11 protein-coding genes are annotated in these 13,952 nt (G+C 72.0%); 4 read left to right on the top strand and 7 right to left on the bottom strand.

Annotation, left to right across the window (positions count from 1 at the left end; all coding sequences use genetic code 11):
- From BHU15_RS34815 to BHU15_RS34795, 5 genes are all read right to left on the bottom strand, one after another.
- On the bottom strand, window positions 1-465 hold a 465-nt coding region (locus BHU15_RS34815; RefSeq protein WP_141726948.1), incomplete at its 3' end, for an XdhC family protein.
- A 66-nt stretch (window positions 466-531) separates the two neighbouring features.
- Window positions 532-1,992 (bottom strand): NCS2 family permease, encoded by a 1,461-nt coding sequence (locus tag BHU15_RS34810; RefSeq protein WP_069630775.1) that lies wholly within the window; start codon window positions 1,990-1,992, stop codon window positions 532-534.
- Between the two features lie 251 nt (window positions 1,993-2,243).
- Window positions 2,244-4,637: a xanthine dehydrogenase family protein molybdopterin-binding subunit gene (locus BHU15_RS34805; RefSeq protein WP_069630774.1), complete on the bottom strand. Its 2,394-nt coding sequence runs from the start codon at window positions 4,635-4,637 to the stop codon at window positions 2,244-2,246.
- A 2-nt stretch (window positions 4,638-4,639) separates the two neighbouring features.
- Window positions 4,640-5,251, bottom strand: a complete 612-nt coding sequence (locus BHU15_RS34800) for a (2Fe-2S)-binding protein (RefSeq protein ID WP_069630773.1) — start codon at window positions 5,249-5,251, stop codon at window positions 4,640-4,642.
- A gap of 2 nt (window positions 5,252-5,253) precedes the next feature.
- A complete protein-coding gene (locus tag BHU15_RS34795) occupies window positions 5,254-6,144 on the bottom strand; it encodes an FAD binding domain-containing protein (RefSeq protein ID WP_069630772.1) in 891 nt (296 codons plus the stop codon).
- Window positions 6,145-6,454: 310 nt separating this feature from the next.
- On the opposite strand from BHU15_RS34795, the gene BHU15_RS34790 reads away from it, so the two are divergent.
- Both BHU15_RS34790 and BHU15_RS34785 read left to right on the top strand, forming a co-directional pair.
- Window positions 6,455-8,149, top strand: a complete 1,695-nt coding sequence (locus tag BHU15_RS34790) for a PucR family transcriptional regulator (protein ID WP_069630771.1) — start codon at window positions 6,455-6,457, stop codon at window positions 8,147-8,149.
- 381 nt (window positions 8,150-8,530) lie between these two features.
- Window positions 8,531-9,289 carry a hypothetical protein gene (locus tag BHU15_RS34785; protein ID WP_171908511.1) on the top strand — a complete coding sequence of 253 codons (759 nt, stop codon included), beginning with the start codon at window positions 8,531-8,533 and terminating at the stop codon, window positions 9,287-9,289.
- 10 nt (window positions 9,290-9,299) lie between these two features.
- Here the strand turns inward: BHU15_RS34785 and BHU15_RS34780 are convergent, their stop codons facing one another.
- Window positions 9,300-10,490 (bottom strand): acyltransferase family protein, encoded by a 1,191-nt coding sequence (locus BHU15_RS34780; RefSeq protein WP_069630769.1) that lies wholly within the window; start codon window positions 10,488-10,490, stop codon window positions 9,300-9,302.
- Window positions 10,491-10,642: 152 nt separating this feature from the next.
- On the bottom strand, window positions 10,643-11,437 hold the full coding sequence (locus tag BHU15_RS34775; RefSeq protein ID WP_069630768.1) for a GntR family transcriptional regulator: 795 nt from the start codon (window positions 11,435-11,437) through the stop codon (window positions 10,643-10,645).
- A 168-nt stretch (window positions 11,438-11,605) separates the two neighbouring features.
- Here BHU15_RS34775 and BHU15_RS34770 point away from each other — a divergent pair, with 168 nt between their 5' ends.
- Together BHU15_RS34770 and BHU15_RS34765 are read left to right on the top strand one after the other, a co-directional pair.
- Window positions 11,606-12,457, top strand: a complete 852-nt coding sequence (locus BHU15_RS34770; protein ID WP_069630767.1) for a (2Fe-2S)-binding protein — start codon at window positions 11,606-11,608, stop codon at window positions 12,455-12,457.
- Window positions 12,458-12,683: 226 nt separating this feature from the next.
- On the top strand, window positions 12,684-13,769 hold the full coding sequence (locus BHU15_RS34765; RefSeq protein WP_023537764.1) for a DUF2637 domain-containing protein: 1,086 nt from the start codon (window positions 12,684-12,686) through the stop codon (window positions 13,767-13,769).
- Window positions 13,770-13,952 lie beyond the last annotated feature (183 nt).

Raw genomic sequence — 13,952 nt, 5'->3', positions numbered from 1 at the left:
GCCCAGCGTTCCCTCGTACGCGCCCTGCGGGCGTACGAGGAGCGCCCGGCCCCGTAGCTCCGGGGGCCCGTCGGTGAGCCGGGCGACCGCCGCCGCCTCGCCCCGGGCGGCGGCGGACAGCGCACCGCGGAACACCTCCCTGGCGGGCGAGTCGGCGCGGACGGGGGTGACGAGGATGTCGATGGTGCCGCCGCAGGTCAGGCCCACGGCGAAGGCGTCCTGGTCGCTGTAGCCGAACGTCTCCAGGACGGTCCGGCCGTCGGCCAGGGACTCCTGGCACAGGTCGTAGACCGCGCCCTCCACACATCCGCCGGAGACCGAGCCGATCGCCGTGCCCTCGCTGTCGACGGCGAGCGCGGCTCCCGGCTGCCGGGGCGCGCTGCCGCCGACGGCCACGACCGTGGCCACGGCGAAGTCACGTCCCTGCTCGACCCACCGGTCCAGTTCTTCGGCGATGTCCAGCATGTCGGCCTCCTCTGGTCTCTCAGTATCGGATGTGCGGAGGGTCGCTGCCCGTTCTGGACGGGCGCGTCAGCTCACGCCGAGCCAGCCCTCGATCGGGTGGAGCGCGAAGAAGACGAGGAAGATCACGGTCAGGGCCCACATGAACGCGCCGATCTCCCTGGCCCTGCCCTGGGCGATCCTGATGGCGACGTAGGAGATGACGCCGGCGGCGACCCCGGCCGTGATCTGGTAGGTGAACGGCATGATCACGACGGTCAGGAAGACCGGCACGGCGACGGCGCGGTCACTCCAGTCCACGTGCTTGGCGTTCTGCATCATCATCGCGCCGATGACCACCAGGGCCGCCGCCGCGACCTCGCCGGGGACGATCTGGGTGATCGGGCTGAAGAACAGGCACGCCGCGAAGAAGAGGCCGGTGACGACGGAGGCGAAGCCCGTACGGGCTCCCTCGCCGACGCCGGTCGCGGACTCCACGAACACCGTCTGGCCCGAGCCGCCCGCGACACCGCCGATGACGCCGCCCGCCCCGTCGATGAACAGCGCCTTCGACAGACCCGGCATCCGGCCCTTGTCGTCGGCGAGTTTGGCCTCCGTACCGACGCCGATGATGGTGGCCATCGCGTCGAAGAAGCCGGCGAGCACGAGCGTGAAGACGATCATGCCGACGGTCATCGCGCCGACCTCGCCCCAGCCGCCGAACTCGACGTCCCCGAAGAGCGAGAAGTCCGGCATGGAGACGGCGCCGCCGGTCAGTTCGGGCGGTCCGCTCGCCCAGGCCTTGGCGCCGATGACGCCGGTGGCGTTCAGTACGGCGGCGACGACCGTGCCGACGGCGATGCCGATCAGGATCGCGCCGGGCACCTCGCGCGCCTGGAGCATGAAGATCAGCAGGAGCGTGACGGCGAAGATCAGGACGGGCCAGCCGGCCAGCTCGCCGGCGGGGCCCAGGGTGACGGGTCCGCCGCCCTGCGAGGCGTGCACGAAGCCCGCCTTGACCAGGCCGATCAGCGCGATGAAGGTACCGATGCCCATGGTGATCGCGTGCTTGAGGGCGAGCGGGATCGCGTTCATGATCATCTCGCGCAGGCCGGTGACGACCAGGAGCATGATCACGACGCCGTACATCACACACATGCCCATGGCCTGCGGCCAGGTCATGTGTGGCGCGACCTGGGTGGAGATCACGCCGGAGACGGAGAGCCCGGCGGCGAGCGCCAGCGGGACCTTGCCGACGAAGCCCATCAGCAGGGTGGTGACGGCCGCGGCGACGGCGGTGGCGGTGATCAGCGCGGGCTGGCCGAGCACGTTGCCCGCGACGTCCTTGCCGCCGAGGATGAGCGGGTTGAGCAGCAGGATGTACGCCATGGCCATGAAGGTCGTGACGCCGCCGCGTATCTCACGCGCGACGGTGGATCCCCGCTGGGATATGTGGAAATACCGGTCGAGCCAGGACCTTCCGGCCGGGGGACGCGAGCCTGAGCCGGCGTCCTCGGCGGTTGTCCCCGGCTCCACGGACTGCTGGGTCATGGTGCCTACTCCCAAGGTTCACAGGGGCACCCGCGTGGTGACTTCAGATGCGGGATTTGGGATGGTGCGTGGGCTGCACGACCCGGGGGACGGCCCGAGGCGAACTGGGTTCTCCCGCAACGGTGTTGCGGAGTGGTGGTGTGACGGTGGTGCGGTGTGGCGGTGCCTGACCGCCGCGAGCGGTACGGCGGGCACCGGGCGGCGCACCCGAACAGGTGCGCGCCGCCCGGCGCGTGCCGGTCAGGTGCCGGTCACGTGCCGGTGAGATGCTCCGGCCGTACCGGTGTCCTGTTCAGCTCCAGCCCCGTCGCGTCCCGGATCGCCGCGAGTACGGCGGGAGTCGACGACAGGGTGGGTGCCTCGCCGATGCCACGCAGCCCGTACGGCGCGTTCTCGTCGGCGAGTTCGAGCACGTCGACGGGGATGGTCGGCGTGTCGAGGATGGTGGGGATCAGATAGTCCGTGAAGGACGGGTTGCGCACCTTCGCGGTCTTCGGGTCGACGATGATCTCCTCCATGACGGCGACGCCCAGGCCCTGGGTGGTGCCACCCTGGATCTGGCCGAGGACGGACAGCGGGTTGAGCGCCTTGCCGACGTCCTGCGCGACGGCCAGCTCGATCACCTTGACCAGGCCCAGCTCGGTGTCCACCTCGACCACCGCGCGGTGCGCGGCGAACGAGTACTGGACATGGCCGTTTCCCTGCCCCGTACGCAGGTCGAACGCCTGCGTGGGGCGGTGGCGCCACTCCAGTTCGAGGTCGACGGACTCGCCTTCCAGGACGTCCGCCAGATCGGCGAGCACCTCGCCGCCGTCGGTGACGACCTTGCCGCTTTCGAGCAGCAGCTCGGCCGTGGCCCAAGCCGGGTGGTACGTACCGAACTTGGCGCGGCCGATCTCCAGCACCCGTTCGCGTACGTGCTCGCAGGTGTTCTTGACCGCGCCGCCGGTGACGTACGTCTGGCGGGACGCGGAGGTCGAACCGGCGGACCCCACCCGGGTGTCGGCCGGCTGGATCGTCACCTGCGCGACGCCCAGTTCGGTGCGGGCGATCTGCGCGTGGACGGTGACGCCGCCCTGGCCGACCTCCGCCATCGCGGTGTGCACGGTGGCGACCGGCTCGCCGCCCACGACCTCCATCCTCACCCGGGCGGTGGAGTAGTCGTCGAAGCCCTCGGAGAAGCCGACGTTCTTGATGCCGACCGCGTACCCCACGCCCCGTACGACGCCCTCGCCGTGCGTGGTGTTGGAGAGCCCGCCGGGCAGCGCCCGTACGTCGGCCGCCTCGCCCGCCGTGAGCCACTGCTGCTCCGGCGGCAGCGGGCGCGCCTTGACGCGGCGCAGCAACTCGGCGACGGGCGCGGGTGAGTCGACGCGCTGGCCGGTGGGCAGGAGGGTGCCCTGTTCCATGGCGTTGAGCCGGCGGAACTCCACCGGGTCCAGGCCGAGCTTCGCGGCGAGCTTGTCCATCTGTGCCTCGTAGGCGAAGCACGCCTGTACGGCTCCGAAGCCGCGCATCGCGCCGCACGGAGGGTTGTTGGTGTAGAGCGCCAGGGCCTCGATGTCGACGTCCTCGACGACATAGGGGCCGACGGAGAGCGACGAGGCGTTGCCGACGACCGCCGGGGACGCGGAGGCGTACGCGCCGCCGTCCAGCACGATCCGGCACTTCAGATGCGTGAGCTTGCCGTCCTTGGTGGCCCCGTGCTCGTACCAGAGCTTGGCGGGGTGGCGGTGGACATGGCCGAAGAAGGACTCGAAGCGGTTGTAGACGATCTTGACGGGCTTGCCGGTGCGCAGCGCGAGGAGGCACGCGTGGATCTGCATCGACAGGTCCTCACGGCCGCCGAAGGCGCCGCCGACGCCGGACAGCGTCATCCGGACCTTGTCCTCGGGCAGGCCGAGTACGGGCGCGATCTGGCGCAGGTCCGAGTGCAGCCACTGGGTGGCGACGTACAGGTCGACGCCGCCGTCCTCGCCCGGCACGGCGAGGCCTGACTCCGGGCCGAGGAACGCCTGATCCTGCATGCCGAAGACGTACTCGCCGGAGACGATCACATCCGCGCGCTTCGCGGCCTCCGCGGCGTCACCGCGCACGATGGGCTGGCGGTGCACGATGTTCGGGTGCGGCACGTGCCCCGCGTGGTGGTCGTCGCGGTTCTCGTGGACCAGCGGCGCGCCCTCGGCGGTGGCGGACGCCTCGTCCGTGACGACCGGCAGGTCCGCGTAGTCGACGCGGATCTTGGCTGCGGCGCGGCGCGCGGTCTCGGGGTGGTCGGCGGCGACGATCGCGACGGGCTCGCCGTGGTGGCGGACCTTGCCGTGGGCGAGGACGGGGGTGTCCTGGAACTCCAGGCCGTAGCGCTTCACCTCGGTCGGCAGGTCGTCGTAGGTGAGGATCGCGTGGACGCCGGGGGTGGCCAGCGCCTCGGCGGTGTCGATGGACCGGATCTCGGCGTGCGCGACGGTGCTGCGCAGGGTGTGGCCCCAGAGCATGTCCTCGTGCCACATGTCCGAGGAATACGCGAACTCGCCGGTGACCTTGAGGGTGCCGTCGGGGCGCAGGGTGGACTCGCCGATGCCGCCCTTGGTGCGGGAGCCCTGGGTGACGTCGGTCGGGGTGCCGGCGGGGGTTCGTTTCGCCATGGTCAGACCGCCTCTTCCTGGCGTCCCTGGCGGGCCGCGGCGAGGCGGACCGCGTCGAGGATCTTCTCGTAGCCGGTGCAGCGGCAGAGGTTGCCGGACAGGGCCTCGCGGATGTCCGCGTCGGACGGGGAGGGGTTGCGCTCCAGCATCTCGTCGGCGGTGACCAGCAGGCCGGGGGTGCAGAAGCCGCACTGGACGGCGCCCGCGTCGATGAACGCCTCCTGGATGGCGGAGAGTTGGTCGCCTTCGCCGGTCTGGGAGTCGGTGCCCTTGACGCTCTTGGCCTGCCACCGCTGAGCCTGCTGGATGGTCGTCCCGCACGTACCCGAGGCGCAGCCGTCGCCTGGATGCGCGTCGGCGCGGTGCTTCGCGTAGTCGGCCAGACCCTCGACGGTGACCACGTCGCGGCCTTCGACCTGGCCGGCCGCGACGAGGCAGGCGCAGACCGGCACGCCGTCGAGCCGGACCGTACAGGAGCCGCATTCGCCCTGTTCACAGGCGTTCTTGGAGCCGGGCAGGCCCATGCGCTCACGCAGGACGTAGAGGAGGGACTCGCCCTCCCAGACGTCGTCGGCCTCCTGCGGACGACCGTTGACGGTGAAGTTCACGCGCATCGCTATGCAGCTCCTTCCAGCGTGGTGCCGGCGGACCGGTACTGCTCCCAGGTCCAGCCGAGGGTGCGGCGGGCCATGATGCCCACCGCGTGGCGGCGGTACTTCGCGGTGCCGCGCACGTCGTCGATCGGGTTGCAGGCACCGGACACGAGGTCGGCGAACTGCTTGGCGATCGAGGGGGTGATGACCTTGCCGTTGTCCCAGAAGCCGCCCTCCTCCAGCGCCGCGTTGAGGAAGTCCTCGGCGACGCGGGCCCGCAGCGGGGTGGGCGCGGCGGAGCCGATACCGGTCTTCACGGTGCGCGAGTCGGGGTGCAGGGCGATGCCGAACGCGCAGACCGCGATGACCATCGCGTTGCGCGTGCCGACCTTGGAGAACTGCTGCGGCCCGGAAGCCTTCTTGATGTGGACGGCCTTGATCAGCTCGTCCGGGGCCAGCGCGTTGCGCTTCACGCCCGTGTAGAACTCCTCGACAGGGATGCGGCGCACGCCCCGTACGGACTCCACCTCCACCTCGGCGCCCGCCGACAGCAGCGCGGGGTGCGCGTCCCCGGCGGGCGAGGCCGCGCCGAGATTGCCGCCGACGGAGCCGCGGTTGCGGATCTGGGGCGAGCCGACGGTGTGCGAGGCGAGCGCGAGTCCGGGCAGCTCGGTCCGCAGGTGTTCCATGATCTGGGTGTACGGGACGGAGGCGCCCAGCCGGACGTGCTCGTCCCCGACAGCCCATTCGCGCAGTTCGCCGATGCGGTTCAGGTCCATGAGGTACTCGGGCCGCCGGTGGTCGAAGTTGATCTCGACCATGACGTCGGTGCCTCCCGCGATGGGGACGGCGGTGGGGTGCTCGGCCTTGGCGGCGAGCGCCTCCTCCCAGCCGGCGGGGCGAAGGAAGTCCATGAGTGGCTCTCTTCATTCGTGATCGGTCGTTCACGCGATCGGTCGTTCACGGGAGCCCGGGGACGGCCGGAGTCTCGACTGCTGATCTGTGTCTCTCGCGGTCTCTTACTGTCTCTTGCGGATATTCACTAGCTGTTAACGCTGCGTGGCCCAAGTACACCGGCCGTGCTCCGTCCGGTGCAGTCACCGAAACCATGAAGGAGTTGGCTGGGCACCTTCCGGGTCTTGTAGATTCGAACAAAAGGCGATGCGGCGGACGCTCGCGGTACACGGCCCATCCAGGACGAGAGAAGAGATCGGCGGCGACGAGATGCGGCTGCGCGCACTGCTGGAGACCGATGCGCTGGGCCTGCGGCTGCTCGGCGGCCAGGACGAGCTGGACCGGACCGTACGCGGTGTGATGACCACCGATCTGCGGGACCCGAGCCGCTATCTGTCGGGCGGTGAGCTGGTCCTGACGGGGCTGGCGTGGCGGCGTACGCCCGAGGACTCCGAGCCTTTCGTACGGCTCCTCGCCGGGGCCGGGGTCGCCGGGCTCGCGGCCGGTGAGGCCGAGCTGGGCGCGATCCCGGACGACCTGGTCGGGGCGTGCGCGCGGCACCGGCTGCCGCTCTTCGCGGTCCACGAGACCGTCGCGTTCGCGTCGATCACCGAGTACGTGGTGCGGCAGGTGTCCGGCGAGCGGGCCGGGGATCTGGCGGCCGTCGTCGACCGGCACCGCAGGCTGATGACGTCGGGTCCGGCGGGCGGCGGGCCGGAGGTCGTACTGGACCTGCTGGGCACGGACCTCGACATGCGGGCGTGGGTGCTGTCGCCCACCGGCCGGCGGATCGCCGGGGCGGGTGAGCCGCTGTCCACCGGGGCGGGCGCGGCGCTGGCGGCGGAGCATCTGGCGGCGACGCGCGGCGGGCGGCGGGCGCCGCACCGGGTGGCGCTGGGCGGGACGACGTACTCGCTGTTCCCGGTACGTGTCCCCGGCCACGCCGCGTCGCCGGGCGGCCAGGCCGGGGAGCTGCGGGAGCGGGCGCTGTCCGACTGGCTGCTGGCCGTGGAGGCGGACGCCGGTGAGTGGGGCGCGCCCCGGCTGGATCTGCTCCAGGGCGTCACCCAGCTGATCGCGGTCGAGCGGGACCGGCGGGACGCGGCGCGTACGGTACGGCGCCGGCTCGCCCAGGAGATCCTGGAACTCGTCCAGTCGGGCGCCCCGCCGGCCGAGATCGCGGCCCGGCTGCGGGTCGCCGCGCCGGTGCTGCTGCCCGGCCGGGGGGCGGCGCCGCACTGGCAGATCGTGGTGGCGCGGGTCGACTGGGACGGCGAGGGCGAGCCGGGTTCGGTCGCCCAGTCGCTGCTGGAGGAGATCCTGGTCGATCCGGTGGCGGCGGGCCTGGAGTCGGGCGACCGGATCGCGGTGGCGCACACGGGCGGCGAGGCGATCGCGCTGGTACCGATGCCGGCGCCGGATCCGACCGAGGACGAGGACGGGGAGGGCACGGAAGCGACCGGGCCCGGGGGCCTTCAGGCCGACGTGCTGCTGGCGGCCGTACGCGACCCGCTGACCGCCGGTCTGGCCGACGACGGCCGGCTGACCCTGGGCGTCAGCGCGCCCGTGCGGTCGGCGGAGGGTCTGCGCGGCGCGCTGGAGGAGGCCCGGCACGCCCGCCGGGTGGCCGCGGCCCGCCCCGGCCGGGTGTGCGCGGCCGGGCACCACGAGCTGGCCTCGCACGTCCTGCTGCTGCCGTTCGTCCCGGACGACGTACGACGCGCTTTCACCGCGCGCCTGCTCGACCCGCTGCGGGACTACGACCGCCGCCACCGCGCCGAGTTGGTGCCGACGCTTGAGGCCTTCCTCGACTGCGACGGCTCCTGGACCCGCTGCGCGGCCCGGCTCCACCTGCATGTGAACACGCTGCGCTACCGGGTGGGCCGCATCGAACAGCTGACGGGCCGCGACCTGTCCCGCCTGGAGGACAAGCTGGACTTCTTCCTGGCGCTCCGGATGAGTTGAGAGGCCCGGGACCCACGACCGGATCCGGTGACCGTCACCCCGTGCCATGTTGACCGCCGTCACCCGTGGCGGTCGGCGCGAGATCCAACTGTTCGACGTCGGCCGGGGTGCGGCCGTCCTCGGCGTCAACTCCCCGCCGTCAGGCGGCAGATGGCTTTCGCTGGTCAGACCGGGTGACGGCGGTCCCGGCGGGGGCTTCGCGGGGGGATTTCGGGGGGCTCCGTGGGGTGTCGAACGGCCCGTTGTCGACCCCTTGTTGACCAAGGCATTGTGAATTTTTTCACCTGACCTATTGGCCCGGCGTGCCGATCCGTGCTGAGATGCGGGAGAACTCAACAGCACAATGGCGCGCTCGGGGAGGGCAATGTGGCGGATACCGCCATGTCTGGTTCCGGTTCAACTGCCGGGGACGACCCACTCCAGACCGCGGTATGGCGGTTGCGCTCGCGCGGCTGTTGGACCGACGCCGCCGCTCTGCTCGCGCCCCATCCGGGAGCCGGACCGTCCCTCCAGCGGGCGTCGTTGCTGGTGGAGCGCTGCCTGTTCACCGGGACGGGCTGGCCCGACGCCGAGGACGCGCTGCGGGTCGCCGAGGCCACCGCGCGGGAGGACGACGAGCGGGGCGGGGCCGCCAGCGAGCGCGGTCATCTCGCGTACGCCGCCACGATCCTCGGTGTGCGCGACCGGGCCGACGAGGCGCGTGCCGCGCTCGGCAGGGCCGCCGCGCTGCTCGCGCCCACGGCGCCCGGCCGGCCGCTGCTCGACTTCCGCCGGGGGCTGATCGCCGAACACCTCTCGGACTCCCCGCAGTCGGCCGTCGCCGCCTACCGCCGCGCCCACGCGGGCGCCACCGCGCACGGACAGACGCTGCTGCTCTCCTTCACCTGGCGCCATCTCGCCGGACTCGCCCTGCGTGAGGGCGAGTTGGCGGAGGCGCGGCACGGCTTCGGCGAGTCGCTGCGGATCCGCGAGGAGCTGGGCTATCTGGTCGGTACGGCTCCGGCGCTCGCCGCGCTGGCCGACGCCGAACCGGAGCCCGAGGCGTCGCGGCTGCGCGCGGAGGCCGGGCGGCTGTTCCGGCTGCTCGACGGCGTACCGACGTGGCTGGCGGCGCAGCTCGCGCCGAGCACCGCCGCCTGAGCCGGTGCGCTCACCCCTGGGTGAGCGACCCGGAGGTCGCGGGGGTGGGGCCGCCCACCCCCGGCTCCGCCGGCTTGCGCGCCTGCGGCCCCGCCTTCCGCAGCAGCCGCTCCAGCGGGTGCTCCACCCACTGGTACGCCATCCCCGCGAGGGCCAGGCTGAGCACGATCGCCGCCAGCCAGAACCCGGCGGTCCCGGCCAGGGACTCCGGGCGGCCGTAGTGGGCGAGCAGCGCGCGGATGACGATCTCGTGCACCAGGTACCAGGCGAACGACCAGTGCCCGAGCCGTACCGCCCACGCCCCGCCGAGCCCCGTACGGCTCCCCCGCAGATCCGCCTGCGCCGCCGCGCACACCAGCAGGGCGAAGATCGGCGCGGAGAGCAGTTGGGAGGCGCTGTACGGGCTGTACCAGAGGCTGTCGGGGACGGCGTCGCGCCAGGGGACGAGCGCCAGATGCCAGAGCACGACGAGGCCGATCGCCGCCGGCAGCCCCACCGGTGAGCGCCACCCGCGCTTGATGGCGAGCCCGGCGGCCACACCGAGGACGAACTGGAGCATGCGCGTGGGCGGGAAGTAGTCGAGCAGCCACACACGGGTCGCGCCGGTCTCGATCAGCGCGCTGGCGAACCACACGCCGACGAGCGCGACCGTCATCGTCACCGCGACCCAGAAGCGGCCCCGGCCGGACCTCAGCAGCGGCAGCAGCATCAGGAGCGGGAAGATCAGATAGAACCAGGCCTCGTCGCTGAGCGACCAGGCCGCCGGGTTCGCGCCCTTCTGGATCTCCGCGTCGGGGAACCAGGCGTGCACCATCAGCAGCGTCGCGACGACGGCCTTGGTGGTGACCTCCTTACCGATGGCGATCCAGACGGCGACCGAGGCCGCCGAGGTCACCACGAGCAGGGGCCAGATACGGGCGAAGCGCCGCCACAGGAACACCTTCGCGGGCACCCGCTGCCCGTCGTAGGTCCAGGCGAGCACGAAGCCGGACAGGACGAAGAAGAAGGTGACGCCGCTGCGCCCGTACCAGGTCGCCTCGCTGAGTCCGGGGATCTCGCCGACCTGCCGCGACAGGTGGTAGAGCACGACGATCAGCGCGGCCCAGAAGCGCAGTCCGGTCAGGGACGGCAGCCTGTCCCGGCCCGCGAGGGACGACCGGTCGGCAGTGGCGGTGGGCTGACGAACACTGCTGTCGCGCATGACGTCCCGTGGTGTGGGTGGCCGGAAGATGAAGAGTGGATGACGCTACCCGTACACGTGCGCGGTGCCAAAGCGGGGGATCCGTCCGTGGCCCGGCCGGCGGACGGCGGACCGGGACGGGCGGGGGCGGACAGGTCGGCGGGACGCGGCTGTCAGCCCGCGCCGCCCGTGAAGTGTCCCCGTACGAGCGAACGCACCACCGGCAGATCCACCGCGATCAGCGCGTCCAGCAGGGCGGCGTGCTCGGCGGCGTCCGCGACGAGCGCGGCCCTGATGGTCCTCGGGGCGCCGGCGCGCGGCCACTGCGCGCGGCGGTGCAGGTCGTCGGCGACCATGACCAGCTGCCGGTTGCCGGAGAGGCCGAGGAGCGCGCCGTGGAAGGCGCGGTCGTGGTCGGCGTACGCGGCGAGATCGCCGGCCGCCGCCGCCGTGACGGTCGCCTCGGCCAGCGGGCGCAGTCGCGCCCAGTGCTCGGGGGCGACGGTACGGGCCAGCCCCAGCACCACCGGGACCTCGATCAGCGCCCGCACCTCGGCCAGCTCGGCGAGATCGCGGGCGGTGCGCTCGGCGACCCGGAACCCGCGGTTGGGCACGACCTCGACGGCGCCTTCGAGTACGAGCTGCTGCATGGCCTCGCGCACGGGGGTCGCGGACACCCCGAAGCGCTCGCCGAGCGCGGGGCCGGAGTAGACCTCGCCGGGCACCAGCTCGCCGCTGACGAGCGCGGTGCGGAGCGCTGCGAGGATCTGCCCGCGCACCGAGTGACGACGCACCGTACGGCGTACGCCCGGCTCGGAGGGGTCGGACGGGGCCGCGGACGTGGGGTGGGACGTGTCGTGGGTGTGCTCGCCGCGTGCCTGTTCGGGGACCCTCGGGGGGCCGCCGACCTGCGGCCGGCCGGTGCCGGAGAGCGCCGAGGCGTCGTCGCGTGCTCTGCCCTGCTCCATGGCGCCTCCTCCTGCGTCCGGTGGTGTTCGTCCAGCTCATCGCGGTCCGGTTCGCGAGAACCGGGCCTTCGGAGCACCATAGGCGGACAGGGAGACAGTTCACACATCTGTCGTGTCGGGTAAGGTAAGCCTCACCTTCAAACGATCGCGATTCGGTGGTCCCCACGAATGTCTGCGCACGCATCGCTGCCCGGCCGGTTCACCTCACCGGTCGCCGATGCCTACCGGCGACTGACCGAGGCGTTCCCCTCGCTGCGGATCGACGAGCTGACGGACAGTGAACAACCGGCGGCGGACGACGGCTGGGTCGGCGCCACCGATCTCGCGGCGGGCGGCGCCGCCGTCGACACCTACCTCGCGTGGGACGACGAGCAGGTGACCCGTGACTACGGACAACGGGCCCGCCCGGACGTCGTCGCGACGTTCGGACTGCACCGTTACGCCTGGCCCGCCTGCTTGTTGATCACGGTGCCGTGGTTCGTGAGCCGCCGGGTGCCCAGGGTGCCGGTGGAGCATGTCTCCTTCCAGCGGACGCGTGGCCGGATGGCCGTGCGCGTACGGGAGTTCGCGTGTCTGCCCGACGACCCCGCCGCCGCCCTGCCGGGCGCCCGGGTCGTACCGGACGAGGAGGCATTGCGAGCGGAGGTGCGGTCGGCGGTGGCCGAGCATCTCGGCCCGGTGCTGGCCGGGTTCGGGCCGCGCATGCGGCGGCGCAACCACGCCCTGTGGGGCATGGCGACGGACGAGATCGTCGAGGGGCTCTGGTACGTCGCGCATCTGCTGGGCGAGGAGCGGCGCGCGATGGCGGAGCTGGAGCTGCTGCTGCCGGGCACGACGAAGCCGTACGTCGGTACGGCGGGCTTCCGTGAACTGCGCGGCCCCGGCGGCGAATCGCTGCCCACGAGGGACCGGGCGAGCTGCTGTCTCTTCTACACGCTGCGGCCCGAGGACACGTGCGTGACCTGTCCGCGTACGTGCGACTCCGACCGCGTCCGCCGGCTGAGCGCAAACAGCAACTGACGCTCCTGCGGGCTTCGCCGAACCATGCCACCCGTCCGAGTGGCATGAGGCGGGGTCATATTCGAACGCAACTTGGCCCCTTCGCTGGATCGTTCGAGCGGAACTCTCCAATTCGCGTATCCTTGCGCCTCGTTGGCGTTCTCTTGTCCCGAAACCCTCCTGCGCGCAGCCGTGGTTCGGCCAATATTGCCCCCGAGACGCCCCACTGCGATGCAAGGGACACCGCATGCGACTGACCGAATCTCCGCTCAACTGGCTGCTTCCGGGCGGCGTGATGCTCATCGGCGTCCTGGTGGCGGTGGCATTGATCGTGCGCGGCAAGAACGCCGCCGCCAAGCCCGCGGCCGAGGACTCCTGGGAACGCAGCGAGGAGCGCCGCAGAAGAAAGGAAGCGATCTACGGAAGCGCCTCCTATCTGCTGCTGTTCTGCTGCGCTGCGGTGGCCGCCGCGCTCTCCTTCCACGGGCTCGTCGGCTTCGGCCGGCAAAACCTCAACCTCACGGGCGGCTGGGAGTACCTCGTCCCGTTCGGTCTCGACGGTGCGGCGATGTTCTGCTCCGTACTGGCCGTGCGCGAGGCCAGCCACGGCGACGCCGCGCTGGGCTCCCGGCTGCTGGTGTGGACGTTCGCCGGGGCCGCCGCCTGGTTCAACTGGGTCCACGCGCCGCGTGGCATGGACCACGCGGGAGCGCCGCAGTTCTTCGCCGGTATGTCGCTGTCGGCCGCCGTGCTGTTCGACCGCGCGCTGAAGCAGACCCGCCGGGCGGCGCTGCGTGAACAGGGCCTGGTGCCCCGTCCGTTGCCGCAGATCCGGATCGTCCGCTGGCTGCGGGCGCCCCGTGAGACGTTCGCCGCCTGGTCGCTGATGCTGCTCGAAGGCGTACGCACGCTGGACGAGGCGGTCGACGAGGTGCGTGACGACCGCAGGCAGAAGGAACAGAAGAGGCACCAGCGGCGCGAGCAGGAGAAGCTGGGCCGGGCGAGGATCAAGGCGCTCAACCGGCAGCACCGCGCCTGGGGGCGCGGCCGTGGCCGCCAGGTCGAGTTGCCGGCGGCGGCGAACGTACCGGCCGTCAGCGCCGGCACCAGCTCACCGCCCGCCGTCGGGGCCGCCTCTCCGGAGCCTGTTATAGGCGGCGTCTACGACCCGGGTACCGACCCCTCACTCGTACGGTCGCAGCATTCCCTGCTGCCGGTGAAAGGGTACGAGGGGCGCACCGTCGATCTGACCGCCGAGGACGACACCCAGGCGCTGCCCAGGCTCGACTCGCTGGAGCGCAAACTCAAGCGTATGGAGCAGCAGTTCGGCTGAGCGCCGTCCTGAGTGTGACGTGCCATCGGTGTGAAGCGGCATCGGTGTAAAGCGGCATCGCGGGTGAGTTCACGACCGGCGTGACGGGCGACCGTCGCGCCGGTCCGCTTTTTTCTCGACGGCCGTCGTCGTCCCGGACGGCCGGCGGTGCGTCGGCTCAGGCGGCCGTCCCGGCGTTCAGCT

The organism is Streptomyces niveus, from assembly GCF_001723055.1.
GTDB lineage: Bacteria > Actinomycetota > Actinomycetes > Streptomycetales > Streptomycetaceae > Streptomyces > Streptomyces niveus.
The sequence above is the reverse complement of the archived record's forward strand: the minus strand, read 5'-3'. Positions and strand labels throughout refer to the sequence as shown.

Bases quoted from the DNA above. Each gene is read 5' to 3' on its own strand.
- BHU15_RS34810 (WP_069630775.1), bottom strand. From the start codon at position 1,992: ATGACCCAGCAGTCCGTGGAGCCGGGGACAACCGCCGAGGACGCCGGC.
- BHU15_RS34805 (WP_069630774.1), bottom strand. From the start codon at position 4,637: ATGGCGAAACGAACCCCCGCCGGCACCCCGACCGACGTCACCCAGGGC.
- BHU15_RS34800 (WP_069630773.1), bottom strand. From the start codon at position 5,251: ATGCGCGTGAACTTCACCGTCAACGGTCGTCCGCAGGAGGCCGACGAC.
- BHU15_RS34795 (WP_069630772.1), bottom strand. From the start codon at position 6,144: ATGGACTTCCTTCGCCCCGCCGGCTGGGAGGAGGCGCTCGCCGCCAAG.
- BHU15_RS34790 (WP_069630771.1), top strand. From the start codon at position 6,455: ATGCGGCTGCGCGCACTGCTGGAGACCGATGCGCTGGGCCTGCGGCTG.
- BHU15_RS34785 (WP_171908511.1), top strand. From the start codon at position 8,531: ATGTCTGGTTCCGGTTCAACTGCCGGGGACGACCCACTCCAGACCGCG.
- BHU15_RS34780 (WP_069630769.1), bottom strand. From the start codon at position 10,490: ATGCGCGACAGCAGTGTTCGTCAGCCCACCGCCACTGCCGACCGGTCG.
- BHU15_RS34775 (WP_069630768.1), bottom strand. From the start codon at position 11,437: ATGGAGCAGGGCAGAGCACGCGACGACGCCTCGGCGCTCTCCGGCACC.
- BHU15_RS34770 (WP_069630767.1), top strand. From the start codon at position 11,606: ATGTCTGCGCACGCATCGCTGCCCGGCCGGTTCACCTCACCGGTCGCC.
- BHU15_RS34765 (WP_023537764.1), top strand. From the start codon at position 12,684: ATGCGACTGACCGAATCTCCGCTCAACTGGCTGCTTCCGGGCGGCGTG.